The following is a 17397-nucleotide window of genomic DNA, read 5'->3' on the forward strand; positions in this document are numbered from 1 at the left end:
CAAATTTTGTCCATAAAACACTGTTCATGCATACAGTATTTATCTATACTGAGGGTGTTCGCAGTGAGCGAGGGGGCCGCAGTTTACCGGCGCAACAAAGTCCTGGCTGAAACGGGTGGTGCCGTCAGTGCCTTAACCCCTGAAGTGAGCACACTGTGTTACGTCAATCCAGGTGCTGGCCACAGGCGGCGGAAAGGTACGCCAGCATCGTGCTCCTTTTAACCAAAAGGAGACGCGTATGAGCGTCGTGGATATGGTCATACTTGTCCTCAAACTCATTGTTGCTGTATTGCAACTGCTTGATGCTGTCCTGAAATACGTTCGGTGATTCAGGTTCAAGTCGCACCTGAGAGGGGCGGGCAACCGCCCCTCTTTAATAACGAGGGAATGCTATGTCGCGTCTGTTAATTGAGCCCGTCACGCCCGATGAACCCGGGTATATCGCCCTGAAGGCGGAGAGTATCGCGTTGAATTTCAATATGCTGCGCAGGCTGGAAGAGAACTGGCAGCGGGGTGAAAACCGCTTTAACGCGCCGGGTGAAAAACTGCTGGGGGCGTTTCTTAACGGCAGGCTGGTGGGCGTGTGCGGCCTTAATCGCGATCCGTTCAGCCAGCAGCCGCGCGCCGGACGTATTCGTCATCTCTACGTCAGCGAGAAGTGCCGTGGGCAGGGCATAGGCAAACAGCTTTTGACCGTGGTGATGGCGGATGCCAGCATCTGGTTTGATTTTCTTAATACCCATGCGCCGGAAACCGCGTACGGATTTTACCATCGGGCGGGCTTCAGGCTGGTGTCAGACGAACCCCGGGTGACGCACCGCCTTTTTTGCGCAGTGTAAGCGGCTGGCAGCATCGACGGGTGAATGTTACAGTTGGATGACATTTCACCAACCGATACGCCATGACCATCACCGTTTTCTGCATTTTACTGTTCGCCGCACTGCTGCATGCCAGCTGGAACGCCATCGTTAAAGCCGGAACGGATAAACTCTACTCGGCGATCGGAGTCAGCGGTTCAGCCGCGCTTATTGCCCTGATTTTACTGCCCTTCTCTCCTCAGCCAACTGCCGCAAGCTGGCCATATTTGTTCGTCTCCTGTGCGTTACAGGTGGTGTACACCGTGCTGGTAGCGAAGACCTATCAGGTCTCCGACATGAGCCAGACCTACCCCCTTATGCGCGGGACGGCTCCTCTGCTGGTGGCGCTGATCAGCGTATTGGTGCTCGGGGATCATCTCTCCTGGCTTGCCTGGTCCGGCATTGGGGTCATTTGTCTGTCGATTCTGGCCATGGCGATGAACGGCCGCATGCAGTCACGCAAGGGGATCTGGCTGGCGCTGCTGAACGCCTGTTTTATCGCCGGGTATACCCTGGTGGACGGCACCGGTGTGCGACTCTCGGACACTGCGCTGGGCTATACGCTCTGGACCTTCTTCATGAACGGTTTCTGCCTGCTGAGCTGGGCAATGGTGGCGCGGCGTCGCGAAGCGTCCAGCTACCTGCGCCTGCACTGGAAAAAAGGGCTGCTCGGCGGTGTCGGGACGATGGGATCTTACGGTCTGGCACTCTGGGCGATGACCCAGGCACCGCTGGCTGTGGTCGCGGCACTGCGTGAAACCTCTATTCTCTTCGGCGCATTAATCGCATTTGTGCTTTTAAAAGAGAAGGTTGCCGGCCTGCGCATCGCGGCGGCACTGGGTATTGCTGCCGGTGCGGTCCTGCTGCGCCTGGCGTAATTCGCTGGCAACATTAGTTGCCGATCTTGTTTACAAATCCTGCCTTCACGTCTTCTGTCATTCATCACAGTAATGCTTAAATTGTCATCTCTCTGTGGTAGATTCCTCGCGCATTTATGGGAATGCGTAGTCACTCATTCTTTATTTATCTCTTTTGGCAAAAGTATTCAGCGACATGAAAAAGCAACGGAACGTGAACTTATTGTTGATGCTGGTGTTACTGGTGGCCGTCGGGCAGATGGCACAAACCATCTACATTCCGGCGATTGCCGATATGGCAAAAGATCTGAGCGTCCGCGAAGGTGCAGTCCAGAGCGTGATGGCAGCCTATCTGCTGACCTATGGCGTTTCACAGCTGGTTTATGGTCCCCTGTCCGATCGCGTCGGGCGTCGTCCGGTCATTCTGGTGGGCATGAGCATTTTCATGGTAGCAACGGTGATTGCCATTACCACGCACAGCCTGACCGTCCTGATTGCCGCCAGCGCCCTCCAGGGCGTGGGCACCGGCGTTGGCGGGGTTATGGCGCGTACCCTGCCGCGTGATATGTACCAGGGCACACAGCTTCGTCACGCCAACAGTCTGTTAAATATGGGTATTCTGGTCAGCCCGCTACTGGCCCCGCTGATTGGGGGTCTGCTGGACACCGTCTGGTCCTGGCGCGCCTGTTACGCCTTCCTGCTGGTGCTGTGCATTATTGTCACCTTCAGCATGGCGCGCTGGATGCCGGAAACCCGCCCAAAAGACGCGCCGCGCACGAAGCTCATCGCCAGCTACAAAACGCTGTTCGGTAATGGGTCCTTTACCTGTTATCTGTTGATGCTAATCGGCGGCCTGGCGGGAATTGCGGTGTTTGAAGCCTGTTCCGGCGTGCTGCTGGGCGCAGGCCTTGGCCTGAGCAGCATGGTGGTGAGTATTCTGTTTATTCTGCCGATCCCAGCGGCGTTCTTCGGCGCATGGTTCGCCGGACGTCCGAACAAGCGTTTCTCCACGCTGATGTGGCAGTCGGTGATCAGCTGTCTGCTGGCCGGGCTGATGATGTGGATCCCGGGGCTGTTTGACGTGATGTCGGTCTGGACGTTGCTCATCCCGGCGGCGCTGTTCTTCTTCGGCGCGGGCATGCTGTTTCCCCTCGCCACCAGCGGCGCGATGGAGCCGTTCCCGTTCCTCGCAGGCACGGCAGGCGCGCTGGTGGGCGGTTTGCAGAACATCGGTTCCGGCGCGCTGGCCTGGCTTTCGGCTATGATGCCGCAGACCGGGCAGGCGAGTTTAGGCTTGCTGATGACCCTGATGGGGCTGCTGATTTTGCTGTGCTGGCTGCCGCTGGCGTCGCGTGTCTCGCATCACGAACAGCCGGTTTAACCGCATGATGGCCCGGCTTCTCGCCGGGCTTTTCACAGACGGGCGCAATCATCGCCTGCAATAGCCGCTCTGGGGCAGGCCGCCACGCCCCCTCTTCCCCGTCATAAAACTGAACATCGGCGTTTATCGCATACGGGATGTTGGCCTGTTGCAGCTCGCACGCCATAAACGTGGCAAACGCCATCTGCGAGGCGGTTGGCGTCAGGCTTTTCGATTCGCCCACCCCCCAACCGCCAACCCAGCTCACATGCCCGGTTTTTTGTTGCCAGTGCAGCGCGGCGTTGATTCGGTTACGGATAGCCGCTTTCTCAGCCGCAGTTCCGGACGTCCACGGGTATTTACCGTTCGTTTTCAGCGGGCCCCAGGGGAAAATATGCCACTCCGCCAGCAGGTAATTCTGGCTGTGCGCGGGCAGCTTCAGGCTGGATAAATCCTCCGGCGCGGCGCGCAGACGAGGGGCGATAAAAATCATGCGGCTGGCATCAATGGCGTGAATGTCTTTGATCGCTTTCTCATACACCCGGTTGAGCGAAGCAACGTTGTGGTTGAGCTTGTCCGCCGGTTCGTAGATCAGGTCAAAGCCCAGCAACGGCGAGCGCTGACCAAAATAGTGCGCCACGGCAATCCACCAGTTAATCACCTCTTTTTCGGTATCCGCTTTCGGGTCGTTTTTATATTCATCGGCCTGATAAGCGATGATGGGGATGACGCCGTATTGCTCGCAGGCCTCCACCAGCTTACGCAGGTGAATCAGCCGCGCTTCCGTCGGTTCGCCCGCCACCCGAATACGGACATGGTGTATGCCTTTCACCTGAAAATCACGGACCACCAGCGGGTCGAACTCGCGGATACCGCGCTCGGTGCGTGCCCAGTCGACATCCATTCCGACGCCCAGCATCTGCGCGTAACGGGCAGCCGTCAGCGGCGGCTCAGCGGCAATCGCCCAGCCGGAAGAGAGTAAGATCGCAGTGGCAATAAAAGGCTTTAACACGGTTTACCCTGGATAAATCAAAAGCATTACCTGTATTTAGCACGCTTTTTCACATTTGGTGTAGAGCGAAAGCGTAATAATTCTTCAACCCGCCAGCTCTCTTAGCCAGCCGATAAAGGCGTCAATTTTCGGCCACTGACGGCCGGGAAGCGTTGAGACGTAATAATGCTGATGGCACTTGAGAGTTTTCCCATCAAAGGGTGCGATCAACTCCCCTCGTTCGAGACGTTTTTGCACCAGCCGCTTTCTCCCCATCGCTACCCCCACATTATTCATGGCCGCGATAATGGCTAAATCAGAGCGATCGAAGCCAATACCCGATGATAACGGCATATTCGCCGCGTAATGCTGCGCCCAGCTCAGCCACTCATCCGTACCGGAATCATTGCTCCAGGCCTGACGGTCGTGCAGTAACGTGCAGTGGCTGAGGTTATGGGGGTTTTTCAGCAGTTCATGCTCCCGGGCATACGCCGGCGAGCAGACGGGCAAAATCTCTTCATCCATCAAAAAGTGATGAGAAAGGTGGTTTGGCGGCGTATCGTCGAAATAGAGCGCCAGATCGATGCCGGTTCGCTGCATGTTGACGTAATCATTACCAGTCAGAATAGTAAGTGAAATCGACGGGTAGCGGCGGGTAAAATCCCCCAGCATCGGCACCAGCCAGCACTGGGCGATCGACGGCCGGGAGTACACCGTTAGCGTACCTGACAGCGCCTGGTTTTTAATATCCAGGATCTCCTGATTCAGGGTGTCGAGGGACGATTTCAGCGTCCAGTAAACGCGCTTGCCTTCCTGCGTCAGCTCCACTTTACGGTGTGAGCGGACAAACAGCTGAATGCCCAGCTCCTCTTCCAGCAGGTTTATGCGGTGGCTCACCGCGCTGGGGCTGAGCGACAGCTCCGCCGCCGCCAGCGCGAAGGACTCATGCCGGGCGGCCACTTCAAAGGTGTACATTTTCGACAGCTGCCAGCCGTTTAAAAGCCGGTTTCTGCCTTCATTCGCATCGGTCATCACAATTCCCACACGTAATTTCTGCGTTCAGCATACCGCTCAAGAATGAATTTATGTGAACCTAATACGAGTTAAGTGCGCTTTTTAGAACACAGTCACTCAGTTGATCCAATCTGGCTCATCTGAACGCCAATTTATATCGTTTGTCAGCCCACGCCGTTTTTTCGTCCAATACCCCCAGATGACATAAGGGTGAGGTGAGATATGGGATCTCAGGTCTGGGTTGTGGCAACGCTGCTTGTCAGCATCGTATTGATTGTTTTAACCATCGTAAAACTGAAGTTTCACCCGTTCCTCGCGCTGCTGCTGGCAAGCTTTTTCGTCGGCGCGATGATGGGGATGAGCCCGCTGGATATGGTGAACGCCATTGAGAGCGGGATTGGCGGTACGCTGGGCTTCCTGGCGGCGGTTATCGGTCTTGGCACTATTCTCGGCAAAATGATGGAAGTCTCCGGCGCGGCAGAGCGCATCGGGATTACGTTGCAGCGCTGCCGCTGGCTGTCGGCGGACGTGATTATGGTCCTGGTCGGCCTGATCTGCGGCATTACGCTGTTTGTGGAAGTGGGCGTGGTACTGCTGATCCCGCTGGCGTTTTCCATCGCCAAAAAGACCAACACGTCGCTGCTCAAGCTGGCCATTCCGCTCTGTACCGCACTAATGGCAGTGCACTGCGTGGTGCCTCCGCATCCGGCCGCGCTGTTTGTCACCAATAAATTAGGGGCGGACGTCGGGACGGTGATTGTCTACGGTCTGATGGTGGGCCTGATGGCGTCTCTGGTTGGCGGCCCGCTGTTCCTGAAGCTGCTCGGCGATCGTCTGCCCTATAAGCCGGTTCCGGCGGAATTTTCAGACCTGAAGGTGCGGGAAGAACACACGCTGCCGTCGCTGAGCGCCACGCTGTTCACCGTGCTGCTGCCGATTGCCCTGATGCTGGTGAAAACCATTGCCGAGCTGAACATGGCAAAAGAAGGCTCGCTGTATACCCTGCTGGAGTTTATCGGCAACCCCATCACCGCGATGTTTATCGCCGTGTTTTTTGCCTACTACCTGCTGGGGATCCGCCAGCACATGGGCATGGGCGCAATGCTGACCCATACGGAGCACGGCTTTGGCTCTATCGCCAACATTTTGCTGATTATCGGCGCGGGCGGCGCGTTCAACGCCATCCTTAAAACTAGCGGTCTGGCGGAGACGCTGGCGCATATTCTCTCGAACCTGCATATGCACCCTATCCTTCTCGCCTGGCTGGTGGCACTGGTGCTGCACGCCGCCGTCGGTTCGGCAACGGTAGCGATGATGGGTGCCACGGCGATAGTGGCGCCGATGCTGCCGCTCTACCCGAACGTAAGCCCGGAGATCATCACCATTGCCATCGGGTCCGGCGCTATTGGCTGCACGATCGTGACCGATTCTCTCTTCTGGCTGGTGAAGCAATACTGCGGCGCGACCCTGAACGAGACCTTCAAATACTATACGACGGCGACGTTTATCGCCTCGGTGCTTGCACTTGGCAGCACATTCCTGCTTTCTTTCATTATCTGAGCGCGAAGAGACGTATTATGGAAAACGCAACTATCACTACTTTAACCGCACAGTTTCCTCTGGTTGAGGATCTGATTGCCCTGAAAGAAACCACCTGGCTTAACCCGCGCACCACGACGCTGGCGGAAGGATTGCCGTATGTCGGGCTGACCAAAGCCGACGTGGACGACGCGCACGCGCGCCTGAAACGCTTCGCGCCGTATCTGGCGAAAGCGTTCCCGGAAACGGCGGCAACGGGCGGGATTATCGAATCCGACCTGGTCGCGATCCCGGCGATGCAGGCGCGGCTGGAGAAAGAGTCCGGTAAGGCCATTCCAGGCACGCTGCTGCTGAAAAAAGACAGCCATCTGCCGATTTCCGGCTCGATCAAAGCGCGCGGCGGCATCTATGAGGTGCTGACTCATGCGGAGAAACTGGCGCTGGACGCCGGGTTGCTGAGCCTTGAAGACGACTACAGCGTTCTGCTGGAGCCGCGCTTTAAGAACTTCTTCAGCCAGTACAGCATCGCGGTGGGCTCAACCGGCAACCTGGGGATGTCCATCGGCATTATGAGCGCCCGCATTGGCTTTAAGGTGACGGTGCATATGTCCGCCGACGCCCGCGAGTGGAAGAAAGCCAAACTGCGCAGCCACGGCGTGATCGTCGTGGAATATGAGCAGGATTACGGCGTGGCGGTGGAGCAGGGACGCAAAGCGGCGGAAAGCGATCCGAACTGTTTCTTCATTGACGATGAAAACTCCCGTACGCTGTTCCTGGGCTATGCGGTTGCTGGCGAGCGCCTGAAGGCGCAGTTTGCCGAGCAGGGCCGCGTGGTGGATGCCGATCATCCCCTGTACGTCTACCTGCCGTGCGGCGTCGGCGGTGGCCCCGGCGGCGTGGCGTTTGGCCTGAAGCTGGCCTTTGGCGATAACGTCCACTGCTTCTTCGCGGAGCCAACGCACTCACCATGTATGCTGCTGGGCGTTTATACCGGGCTGCACGATGAGATTGCGGTGCAGGATCTGGGCATTGATAACGTGACGGCGGCGGACGGTCTGGCGGTAGGGCGTGCGTCCGGCTTCGTGGGCCGCGCGATGGAGCGCCTGCTCGACGGGTTCTATACCCTCTCCGATCAAAGCATGTACGACATGCTCGGCTGGCTGGCGCAGGAGGAAGGGATTCGCCTGGAGCCGTCGGCGCTGGCGGGGATGGCCGGGCCGCTGCGCGTCGATGCCGATGAGAACGTTACCCACCTGGTGTGGGCGACCGGCGGCGGCATGGTGCCGGAGGATGAGATGGCGAAGTATTTAGCTAAAGGGAAGTAATTATGCCGGGTGGCGGCTACGCCTTACCCGGCCTACGGTTCGCGGCAGTTGTAGGCCCGGTAAGGCGTAGCCGCCACCGGGCTTATAAGCTCATAATTTGCTGAATGTGAGTAACTGCAAAGAGTAAAGACAGAGACAGCACAGCCAACGCAATCAGGAACTTATCCCGCACCGCTTTCGGCTGCGCAAAGTCGTTCTGCGCCACGTCCATCAGGTTACGGCTGCGGGTGTAGCGCCATAAAATGACGGCTACCAGCGCCAGCACAACAATGGAGATCCAGAATGGCGCCCCCCGTGCGGTGCCAGTTGTGCTTAATGGCAAGAGCGATCAGCGCGCCATACCCCAGTAGCGTGCGCAGCCAGGCCAGCGAGGTTCGCTCCGGCTGAAGCCCGGGGGTCCGCTTCCCGCCGCGCTTTGCGGCTATCCGGCATACAACACCAGTAACATCACTACGCCCGCAACCATCAGCAAAATCGTACTAATGATGAGCAAGCCGCGCGTGTAGGGGAGATCCTGCTTCAGACGCATCGCCTTTTCATTTCTAAGCCAGCGCAGATAGCCATAAATCGCCAGCACACCGGCAATCAGGCACAGCAGCAGGGCCAGCACTTCGCGAATCAACGGGGTGGCAAAATCGGGGGCGAGCTGATCAAGACCGACACCTGCGGCCAGAAAGCCCAGGGCGGTGCGGATCCACGCTAAGAATGTGCGTTCGTTAGCCAGTGAGAAGCGGTAGTCCGGTGCTTCACCGAGGCGGGAAATGTTCATGAAGGTTCCTTGTCGTGCTGCATGCAGGCTTCAGCATAGCGTAATTCAGCCAGGACAAGGAGACCGGCATCTGGCGATGCCGGTCAGGAAAATTAATGCAGTTCCGGCCAGTACTCTTTGTTGGCTTCAATCAGATCGTCCAGAATCGCCTTCGCCACCGACGCGCTCGGTACGGTTTTCGACAGGGTAATCGCCTGCCATAGTTTCTGATACGAGCGCTGCTCCCAGGCGTCCACCACCAGTTTTTCCACCGCCACCTGCTGGCTCATGAGCCCTTTCTGGAAGTGCGGAATATCACCCACGGTCAGCGGCTCCGGTCCGTTGTGGCCGACCAGACACGGAATTTCTACCATCGCGTCGGCGTCAAAATTATGGATAGCCCCATTGTTAGGCACAATCAGCAGCATGCGTTCCTGGGTATTAAAGGCGATCGCGGTCGCCAGATCGACGATGTACGACGCATGTTCGTCGATTTCCAGTTCACCGGCAGAAGAATGACCGGCTTCGATAATCGCCCGGCATGAACTGAATACATGCTTCTCACGGTGATCCATCACTTCATTGGCGCGGGTACGCTCCGGGTTGGAATGGGCGACCACATAGTCCGGGAACAGGTAATACTTCAGGTAGGTGTTCGGCATGGTGTCCGGATCCAGCGCCTGTACGTCTTTAGCCTTGGCGAAAGTATCATTCCAGCTCGCTTCAGTATGCGCATCTTCCGAAGGCGGAACATAACCGTTTTTCGCTACGTATTCGCGCAGTTTCGGCATCAGATCGTTGCCGTTCAGATCTTCAATCGACGTCCACCAGCCGAAGTGGTTCAGACCGTAGTAGCGCACGCGCATCTCTTTGCGGTCTTTCAGACCGACGATTTGCGCCATACGTCCTTCAATGCCGATCGGCATGTCGCAGATGTTGAGAATTTTCGCGTTCGGACGCAGGCGGCGCGTGGCTTCCGCGACAATCGCCGCCGGGTTGGAGTAGTTCAGCATCCACGCGTTCGGGGAGTACTGCTCCATGTAATCCACCAACTCCAGCACGCCGCCGATGGAGCGCATGCCGTAGGAGATGCCGCCCGGCCCGCACGTTTCCTGGCCCAACACGCCGTGGCGCAGCGGGATTTTTTCATCTTTTTCACGCATGGGGTATTTGCCCACGCGAATATGCGCCATCACGAAATCCACATCGGTAAAGGCCGCTTCAGGATCGGTGGTGTAACTAAATTCAATCTCCGGCGCCTGCTCCTTAAGGATGATTTTGCACGCCTCGGCGATGATCTCCTGACGTGCTCCGTCATTGTCATAGAACTTCAGCGCACGCAGTGGGAAACGGTCACGGTTGGCTAACAGCATCAGGACGATACCAGGCGTGAATGTACTGCCGCCGCCTGCAATAACAACTGAGAATTTTTTCATGATATAGCCTCTGTCAGAGTGGTTTGTTCGTTTGTTAAAGGGGTTTTCATCAGCGATTCCAGCTGGTCGCGCACCTGAGGAACGTGCAGACCGACAATCACCTGTATGCCGTTGCCGCGCCGCACCACACCGTGTGCGCCCAGGGCTTTGAAGACGTCGTCGCTTTGGGTTTTCGTCATATCCACCAGGGCGATACGCAAGCGGGTGGCGCAGTTATTGATACTTTCGATGTTTGCTGCGCCGCCGAGCGCCTGTAAGAACCCAGCAGCCTGCCCGATCTGCTGGCTGGCTGCCGCCGGGGCGGTGGTTTGCCCGCGCGCGGCCTTATAGTCGGCTTTGTTGTAGAGTTTGATTTCGCTCTCTTCCCGGCCCGGCGTTTTGAGATTCAGACGTTCGATAAGCGTCCTGAAAACCACGAAATAGAGAGCGGTGAAGCAGAGGCCGATGCCAATCTGGGTGAATACCGTCGAGGCGTGGTTATGGAACATCGGGATCCAGTTTTGCGGCAGGAACTGGTCCAGCAGACCGCCCCCCATGTTCCCCACCACCCCGAAGGTATACATCACCGTCGCCATCGTTGCGGCCAGCACGGCGTGGATGGCAAACAGCAACGGCGAGATAAACAGGAAGGTGAACTCCAGCGGTTCGGTAATGCCCACCAGCACGGCGGTAAGCGTGGCCGGGATCAGCAGACCTGCCACTTTGACGCGGTTCTCCGGCGACGCGGTATGCCAGATAGCCAGCGCAATACCGACTGAGCCAAACACCTTAGAGTTGCCGTGCAGCGAGAATCCGCCCTCCGGGAACAGCGTTTTCAGCGGCACAGTGCTCTGGCTGAATTCCTGAAGGTGCTGTGCCCAGTAGACCTGAATGCCGCCTTCTACCGCAGCCGGGCCGAAGATAAACGGGCCGTAGACAAAGTGGTGTAATCCGGTTGGGATCAGAATGCGTTCCAGGAAGGTATAAACCCATACGCCCAGCGCGCCAGCGGTACGTAGAAAGGCCTGCAACGACTCAATGCCCATCTGCACTTTCGGCCATCCCAGCAGCGTCAGCCAGGCGCAAGGGATCATGACGAAGAACGCGAGGATAACGACAAACGAGGTGCCCTGGAAAATCCCCAGAAAGACCGGCAACGGCTTGTCGAAAAATCGGTTGTGGATGGCGGTGACGAGCCCGGAAATGATAATCGCCCCGATGATGCTGGTATCAAGCGTTTTGATTCCGGCAATCATCGCCAGCCCGCTGCCGGCAGTGGGTTCAGCAGAGAAGTCGACGCCAAAGAAGTGACCCCAGGTCATCCCCATCGCGTTGATAAAGTAGTTCCAGGTCAGGAAGCTAATCAGCACCGCCAGACAGGCGCGGCCCTGCGCCTGCTTTGCCAGGCCAATCGGTAAGCCGACAGCAAAAATCAGCGGCATATTACGGAACACCGCCCAGCCGCCCTCTTCGATGATGTGAACAATTTGCGCGAACAGATTATCCGGCGCGGTTAAGGCCTCACCGACAAACAGCGGATTGCGAAGCATGATGGCGATCCCAACCACGATCCCGGCAAAGGGAAACAGCAAAACCGGGGTGAACATGGCGCCGCCAAAACGTTGTATTTGACTGAGCATTTTTAAATCCTCATGAAACAACCTGTAGGGGATAGAGGCCTTTATGGTTTTTTACTGGCCTGAGGTGAGCATAAGAACTTACTGATGCAGCAACATGGTATGCCGCTGCGATTCGTGATCGCATTCATGGTTTTAATTTGACCAATCAGGTCTACTTTTTAAACTAAACATAGACAAGTTAAGACGTAATCCACGCCATGATGTGCGCAGAGAGGTCTACTGGTGATCTACAAATCAATTGCCGATCGGCTACGGCTGCGGCTGAATTCCTCGGACTACAACATTGGCAGTCCGTTACCCGGAGAAAAAGCGCTGGCAAAGGAGTTTGGCGTAGCCCGGATGACCATCCGCAAGGCGCTGGATCTGCTGGTAAGCTGGGGGCTGGTTGAACGTCGACACGGCAGCGGGACGTTCGTGGCGCGCAAAGACGTTCATCATGAAACGACTAATCTGACCGGGCTGGTGGAGGTGCTGCGCCAGCAGGGGAAAGAAGTGCAGAGCAAGGTGTTGCAGTTTGAAGTGATGCCCGCGCCGCCCGCCATCGCCAGCCAGCTGCGGATTCAGGTTGATGAGCGGATCTATTTTTCAAGGCGGGTGCGTTACGTGGACGGAAAACCGCTGATGCTGGAGGACAGCTTTATGCCGGTGAAGCTGTTCCGCAATCTTTCCCTGGCGCATCTCGAAGGGTCTAAGTTTGATTACATCGAGAAGGAATGCGGGATCACCATCAGCGGCAACTACGAGAGCCTGACGCCGGTGCTGGCAGATAAACAGCTGGCCGGTTATATGAATGTGCCGGAACAGACGCCGCTGCTGCGCATCACCTCCCTTTCCTACAGCGACAGCGGCGAGTTCCTCAATTATTCCGTGATGTTCCGGAACACCAGCGATTACCAGGTGGACTACCATTTGCGGCGTATCCACCCGGAAGACTTGTTAGCCCATCCCCCAGAACAGCACCGCCAGTAGCTGCGGGGTGATGATGCGCAGAAACATCACCAGCGGATAAACCGTGGCGTAGGACAATGCCGCCGCGCCGCTGGTGGCGTGCAGGTTGTTGGCGAACGCCAGCGCGGGCGGATCGGTCATGGAACCGGCCAGCATGCCGCACAGCGTAAGATAGTTCATTTTAGCGAAGATACGTGCCAGTAATCCGACCGTTATCAGTGGGATAGCGGTAATAAATATGCCGTATCCTACCCAGCTCATCCCTTCGCCGTTGACCAGAGTATCGACAAAATCGCCGCCGGATTTCAGCCCCACCACTGCCAGAAACAGCACGATGCCCAACTCCCGCAGCGCCAGGTTAGCACTCGGCGGCATAAACCAGTAGAGCTTACCGATGGAGCCGATACGCCCGAGGATCAGCGCCATAATGAGCGGCCCGCCTGCCAGACCCAGCTTCAGTGCTACCGGGAAGCCGGGCACGTACAGGGGGATGGAGCCAAGCATGACGCCAAGCCCGACGCCGATAAAGACCGGCAGCATCTGCACCTGCTGGAGTTTTTGCTGGGCGTTGCCTACCATGTCCGCTACGGCATCAATGGATGAGGGACGCCCGACGAGGTTGAGAATATCACCGAATTGCAGGCTGGCATCCTGGCTGGCCACCAGCTCGACACCGGCGCGGTTAAGCCGGGAGATCACCACGTCATAACGCTCTTTAACCTGCAAATCGCGTATTTTCTTGCCCAGGACTTTCTCATTGGTCACTACCACCCGCTCCACGCGCATGTCCGTTCCACGGGTTGAGAGTGAGGTATCCACCTCCTGACCAATCACCAGCCGGGCATTGTTTAAATCCGCCGGTTGCCCTACCAGATGCAGGAGATCGCCGTGCTGAATAAGGGTATCCGGTGAAGGCACCATCAGCGTTTCATCACGTTTCAGGCGGGAACAGATAATGGTCGCGCTGTTCAGAATGGGAACATCCTGAATCGCCATATTGTTCAGATTAGGGTTTTCGACGCGAATATTGATAGTTTTAATGAGCGCATGGCCGTTGGTCAGCGTGCTTTCATGCTCTTTTGCCTCCTGCTCGACGTTAACACGGAACAGCACGCGCACCAGCCACATCGAGAGCAAAATACCGCAAATGCCAAACGGATAGGCCATGGCGTAGCTCATCCCCATCTGATCGACGACATCAGCAGGGATACCCAGATCGCGCAGAATTTGCTGGCCCGCCCCGAGCGCGGGCGTATTCGTGACGGCGCCGGAGAAGATGCCCAGCACGACGGGCAGCGGAATAGCGAAGAGTTTATGCAGAATGGCGGTCACCAGCCCCCCCATCACGACGATGCCGAAGGCAAAGAGATTAAGGCGTAAACCGGAGACGCGCAGGGAAGCGAAGAAGCCCGGCCCCACCTGAATACCGATGGTATACACAAAGAGGATCAGGCCGAACTCCTGGATGAAATGCAGCATATCGGCGCTGAGCACCCACCCAAGCTGGTCGGCAAAATGGCCGACAAAAATCCCGCCGAACAGCACCCCACCGATGCCAAATCCGACGCCGCGGATTTTGATATTCCCCAGCCATAGCCCCACTACCGCGACAAGGGCCAACACGCTAACGGTTAACGCGATATCACTCATGATCCACATCCTGTGTATAACCATAGTTATGCTAAGGATTCTCTCAGAGCTGACGGCGGTTGTATGGGCGATGGCGCACAAAAAAGCCCTGCCGGGGCAGGGCTTCATGGCATCTGTGAGCGAGTCGGGTGGCGGCTGCGCCTTACCCGACCTAGAGGATCGGCAGGTTTTCCACCCGGCAAAAACGTGGTTTAGCTGTTCAACGCCGGGCGTTCGCTAATGGCGATGCGCTGAGGCGCAATGGCTTCCGGCACGTTACGGGTGAGGTCAATGTTCAGCAGCCCGTTAGTGAACGTCGCGCCAGAAACTTCCATATGGTCTGCCAGGGTAAAGCTCAGGCTAAACGGCTGAGTGACAAGCCCCTGATGCAGCCATTTGGTCTCGGTGTCTGGTTTTTCCGGTGACCCTTTCACGGTCAGGCGCGTACCCTCAAGCTGGATGTCGAGATCTTCCTGGCGGAACCCGGCCAGCGCAAGCGTGATGCGGTAGTGGTTATCATCGCTTTTTTCGATGTTGTACGGCGGAAAGGTCTGCTGTTCGGTTGCGCTTTGCAGCGCGTTAGCCAGTTTGTCAAAACCGATCCACTGACGCAGCAGGGGGGATAAATCGTAGTTACGCATACTAAATCTCCTTCTGTGAAGCGAGTTCGGCACAGTTTAATTTTGTGCACAGTTGTACCTGCAAACCCTTGCGGATTCGCATATGCTCCCGTTACGGCAAGCAAGTTCGGGTGGGCCGCTCACGCGACCCGCGTAATTAGTTGATTTCGATACGACGCGGTTTTTTCTCTTCCGGAATCACACGTTCCAGTTCGATAAACAGCAGGCCGTTCACCAGGTTCGCGCCCTTGACGTGGATGTTCTCAGCCAGCTGGAACTTGCGCTCAAAGTTGCGCTCTGCGATGCCCTGGTAGAGGTAGGTTCGTTCTTTCTGCTCGGCCGTATGGGAGCCTTTCACCACCAGCAGATTGTCCTGCGCGGTGATCTCCAGTTCGCTCTCTGCGAAACCGGCAACAGCAATCGCAATGCGATAGTGGTTTTCGTCAACCAGTTCAACGTTGTAAGGAGGATAGCCGTTGCTCTGGCTCTGGTTGTTTTCTAAGTGGTTGAACAGACGATCGAAACCAATGGCAGAACGGTATAGCGGAGAGAGATCGAAATTACGCATGGATAAATGCTCCTGAAATCAGCGAGAAAATGTAGCCTTCCACCATGGACAGGCTTCTGCTTCCCCGAACACCCATCAGGCGTGTCCGTTATCGGGTTACATTCTTAAAATGGGTCTGGATACGGCCTTTTCAAGACTGTTGATGTGAGATTTTTTTGCACTTTGCTGGTTGTCGCATAGACTCAGGGGCACAGCACAAAGGGTTAAATTGCGATGACGACCACAGTGCGGGAGTTTTGAGCTATCCATTTTGGACGCGCCTCGCTATAACCCTGAGTTGCAGGTCAATGCCGTGCTACTAAAGATGACTGAGTGATGATGAGAAATGTTCTGATTAAGCTGGCGTCGTTCAGCGGGGTTGTTTTACTTTGCGGGTGTTCGAGCGTGATGTCGCACACCGGCGGTAAAGAAGGAACATATCCGGGGACGCGCGCCAGTGCCGCAATGATCTCTGATGATGAGACAAACTGGGGTACCAAATCTCTGGCGATTCTTGATATGCCGTTTACGGCGGTTGCCGATACGCTTCTGCTGCCGTGGGATATGTTCCGCACCGACAGCTCAGTGCGTTCGCGCGTTGAGAAAAGCGAGCAGGAAAAGCTGGCGACCAATTCCGTCATCCCGCCCGCAGAGATGCCTCCACGCTAATTCTGTGCGGTTTCCGTTAGCCACAGCTGGCGGAAACCGCCCTTCTCTTCCATCCATGCAATAAATCGTCCGTCCGGGGGAAAACACCACAGCGTCAGCAGACGGCGGATTGCCGTGATCGGACGTCAAAAACGTCACCTCTCCGGTCTGCGCATCGCAGCAGGCAATACGGCCTGCAAGCACAAATCCCAGCCCGTTGCCGGAAGGATGCCAGTTAAAGGCCGACTGAATATCACGCTCAGTGTGGGTCAGCTGACGCGGCTCGCCGCCCTCAGGGGGAGATAAGCCACAGCTGCACAACGCCGTTATCGTCCCGCATTAAAAACGCAATCTGCGTCCCCTGCGGATTGCTGCGCACCCAGTGGCGCGGCACGTTCACCAGCCCCGGATACGCCTTCTGATGGGTGAAGGTTAAGCGACGTTGCGTTACGCCCGCAGGCGGCGCGGGCATTGTATCAGGCGTTCCCTGCAACGGCGCATCGCCCGCCCGTTTCCAGCCCTGCTCGTCTTTGGGGAGATCGACAATAAACAGTTCGGGCACTTTCTCGCCTTTCGCAGACACCGTATCGCCGATAAACGCCAGCCTGTCGTTGCCCACCCAGCCCTCTTCATAGGCGCGGTTTACCTCATCGCTGCCCGGTTTCGGGTTCGGCGTTGTACGGCTTACCAGTACGCTCCAGAAGGTGCCGGCATATTCCCGCGGATGGTTCCCCTGTGGGTTTACTGGGCCAAAAGGCGCCGCCACCCCGACGTTACGCAAATCCAGCTGCGGATCGCGCGCGTGCAGCACATGGTCGTTGTAGGTAAAGCTGACGAACTGCCCGTTCGGGCTAAAAACGTGGACGTGGCTGCCGCCACGCAGCGCCCCTGCGGTGTAAGGCGCGGTGATATCCATTGCATCAAGATTGCTCACCTGACCATTGTGCGCAATCACCCCCTGACGATGGTGAAAATCATACTGCCAGTCTGCATCCGGGTTTTTCGGGCCGTGGATAAAAACATATTTGTCCTGCGCCGGATGAACGGTTACCACGCCGACATGCGCGCCGTCAGTCGCACGGTAGATCGCCTCAACCTCGCCCGTACTAACATTGACCCGCTCAATGGTTTCACCGGTAAACGACGCGCCGGACGGGCGGACATCATAGACAAGCCACTGGCTGTCTGGCGTCCAGGTGTTGATGTTGGTGAGCTGGTGGTTGCGGGAAGCGAAGGTGATTTGTTTCATGAAAATACCC

The 17397-nt window shown here is 56.8% G+C and carries 15 protein-coding genes, 3 pseudogenes and 1 other annotated feature; of the genes and pseudogenes, 8 read left to right on the forward strand and 10 right to left on the reverse strand.

Going from position 1 to position 17397, the window contains the following annotated elements; genetic code table 11:
- The first annotated feature begins 238 nt into the window (after positions 1-238).
- From tisB to emrD, 4 genes are all read left to right on the forward strand, one after another.
- Positions 239-328: a type I toxin-antitoxin system toxin TisB gene (gene tisB, locus KTH07_RS20305; RefSeq protein WP_017383683.1), complete on the forward strand. Its 90-nt coding sequence runs from the start codon at positions 239-241 to the stop codon at positions 326-328.
- Positions 329-392: 64 nt separating this feature from the next.
- Positions 393-839, forward strand: coding sequence for a GNAT family N-acetyltransferase (locus KTH07_RS20310; RefSeq protein ID WP_003861064.1), 447 nt, complete (start codon positions 393-395; stop codon positions 837-839).
- 62 nt (positions 840-901) lie between these two features.
- Positions 902-1735 (forward strand): DMT family transporter, encoded by an 834-nt coding sequence (locus KTH07_RS20315; protein WP_015570117.1) that lies wholly within the window; start codon positions 902-904, stop codon positions 1733-1735.
- A gap of 175 nt (positions 1736-1910) precedes the next feature.
- Entirely contained in the window at positions 1911-3095 is a 1185-nt protein-coding gene (emrD, locus tag KTH07_RS20320) for a multidrug efflux MFS transporter EmrD (RefSeq protein ID WP_015570118.1), read from the forward strand.
- Here emrD and KTH07_RS20325 read toward each other — a convergent pair.
- Both KTH07_RS20325 and dsdC read right to left on the reverse strand, forming a co-directional pair.
- Positions 3001-4086, reverse strand: a pseudogene (locus tag KTH07_RS20325) (cellulase family glycosylhydrolase); the annotation flags it as partial. The gene emrD and the pseudogene KTH07_RS20325 overlap by 95 nt on opposite strands.
- 84 nt (positions 4087-4170) lie before the next feature.
- Positions 4171-5097, reverse strand: a complete 927-nt coding sequence (gene dsdC, locus KTH07_RS20330) for a DNA-binding transcriptional regulator DsdC (RefSeq protein ID WP_023302824.1) — start codon at positions 5095-5097, stop codon at positions 4171-4173.
- A gap of 204 nt (positions 5098-5301) precedes the next feature.
- On the opposite strand from dsdC, the gene dsdX reads away from it, so the two are divergent.
- Positions 5302-6639, forward strand: coding sequence for a D-serine transporter DsdX (gene dsdX / locus KTH07_RS20335; protein ID WP_023295668.1), 1338 nt, complete (start codon positions 5302-5304; stop codon positions 6637-6639).
- A gap of 17 nt (positions 6640-6656) precedes the next feature.
- The gene (gene dsdA / locus KTH07_RS20340) at positions 6657-7943 is read left to right on the forward strand and encodes a D-serine ammonia-lyase (RefSeq protein ID WP_023295667.1); all 1287 of its coding nucleotides are present in this window, start codon (positions 6657-6659) and stop codon (positions 7941-7943) included.
- A gap of 82 nt (positions 7944-8025) precedes the next feature.
- Here the strand turns inward: dsdA and KTH07_RS20345 are convergent.
- The 4 genes and pseudogenes from KTH07_RS20345 to KTH07_RS20360 all read right to left on the reverse strand — a co-directional run bounded on the left by KTH07_RS20345 (position 8026) and on the right by KTH07_RS20360 (position 11746).
- Positions 8026-8375 (reverse strand): annotated as a pseudogene (locus KTH07_RS20345) (DUF202 domain-containing protein).
- Complete coding sequence (locus tag KTH07_RS20350; protein ID WP_003861080.1) at positions 8365-8712, reverse strand: YidH family protein; 348 nt, start codon at positions 8710-8712, stop codon at positions 8365-8367. The pseudogene KTH07_RS20345 and the gene KTH07_RS20350 overlap by 11 nt, the downstream one beginning before the upstream one ends.
- Before the next feature lie 92 nt (positions 8713-8804).
- Positions 8805-10127 carry a 6-phospho-alpha-glucosidase gene (locus tag KTH07_RS20355; RefSeq protein WP_015570123.1) on the reverse strand — a complete coding sequence of 441 codons (1323 nt, stop codon included), beginning with the start codon at positions 10125-10127 and terminating at the stop codon, positions 8805-8807.
- The gene (locus tag KTH07_RS20360) at positions 10124-11746 is read right to left on the reverse strand and encodes an alpha-glucoside-specific PTS transporter subunit IIBC (RefSeq protein WP_023302822.1); all 1623 of its coding nucleotides are present in this window, start codon (positions 11744-11746) and stop codon (positions 10124-10126) included. Before KTH07_RS20360 ends, KTH07_RS20355 begins: the two co-directional genes overlap by 4 nt.
- A 222-nt stretch (positions 11747-11968) precedes the next feature.
- On the opposite strand from KTH07_RS20360, the gene KTH07_RS20365 reads away from it, so the two are divergent.
- Entirely contained in the window at positions 11969-12715 is a 747-nt protein-coding gene (locus tag KTH07_RS20365; RefSeq protein ID WP_017383690.1) for a GntR family transcriptional regulator, read from the forward strand.
- On the opposite strand, the gene KTH07_RS20370 is transcribed toward KTH07_RS20365, so the two are convergent.
- The 3 genes from KTH07_RS20370 to ibpA all read right to left on the reverse strand — a co-directional run bounded on the left by KTH07_RS20370 (position 12683) and on the right by ibpA (position 15511).
- The gene (locus KTH07_RS20370; protein ID WP_017694020.1) at positions 12683-14344 is read right to left on the reverse strand and encodes a putative transporter; all 1662 of its coding nucleotides are present in this window, start codon (positions 14342-14344) and stop codon (positions 12683-12685) included. The genes KTH07_RS20365 and KTH07_RS20370 overlap by 33 nt on opposite strands.
- Positions 14345-14535: 191 nt before the next feature.
- Complete coding sequence (gene ibpB, locus KTH07_RS20375; protein ID WP_015570126.1) at positions 14536-14964, reverse strand: small heat shock chaperone IbpB; 429 nt, start codon at positions 14962-14964, stop codon at positions 14536-14538.
- Between the two features lie 136 nt (positions 14965-15100).
- A complete protein-coding gene (gene ibpA, locus KTH07_RS20380) occupies positions 15101-15511 on the reverse strand; it encodes a small heat shock chaperone IbpA (protein WP_006177605.1) in 411 nt (136 codons plus the stop codon).
- Positions 15505-15579 (reverse strand) — a sequence feature (ROSE (Repression Of Heat Shock gene Expression) occurs in the 5'-region of heat shock genes and acts as an RNA thermometer to modulate expression.). It overlaps the preceding gene by 7 nt.
- Before the next feature lie 247 nt (positions 15580-15826).
- Between ibpA and KTH07_RS20385 the strand changes: the two genes are divergently transcribed.
- Positions 15827-16159: a YceK/YidQ family lipoprotein gene (locus tag KTH07_RS20385; RefSeq protein ID WP_017383693.1), complete on the forward strand. Its 333-nt coding sequence runs from the start codon at positions 15827-15829 to the stop codon at positions 16157-16159.
- On the opposite strand, the pseudogene KTH07_RS20390 reads toward KTH07_RS20385, so the two are convergent.
- Positions 16156-17387, reverse strand: a pseudogene (locus KTH07_RS20390) (DUF3748 domain-containing protein). The gene KTH07_RS20385 and the pseudogene KTH07_RS20390 sit on opposite strands and share 4 nt — an antisense overlap.
- Positions 17388-17397 lie beyond the last annotated feature (10 nt).

Origin of the sequence: Enterobacter cloacae complex sp. ECL72, assembly GCF_019056635.1 — a bacterium.
GTDB classification, from domain to species: domain Bacteria; phylum Pseudomonadota; class Gammaproteobacteria; order Enterobacterales; family Enterobacteriaceae; genus Enterobacter; species Enterobacter hormaechei_C.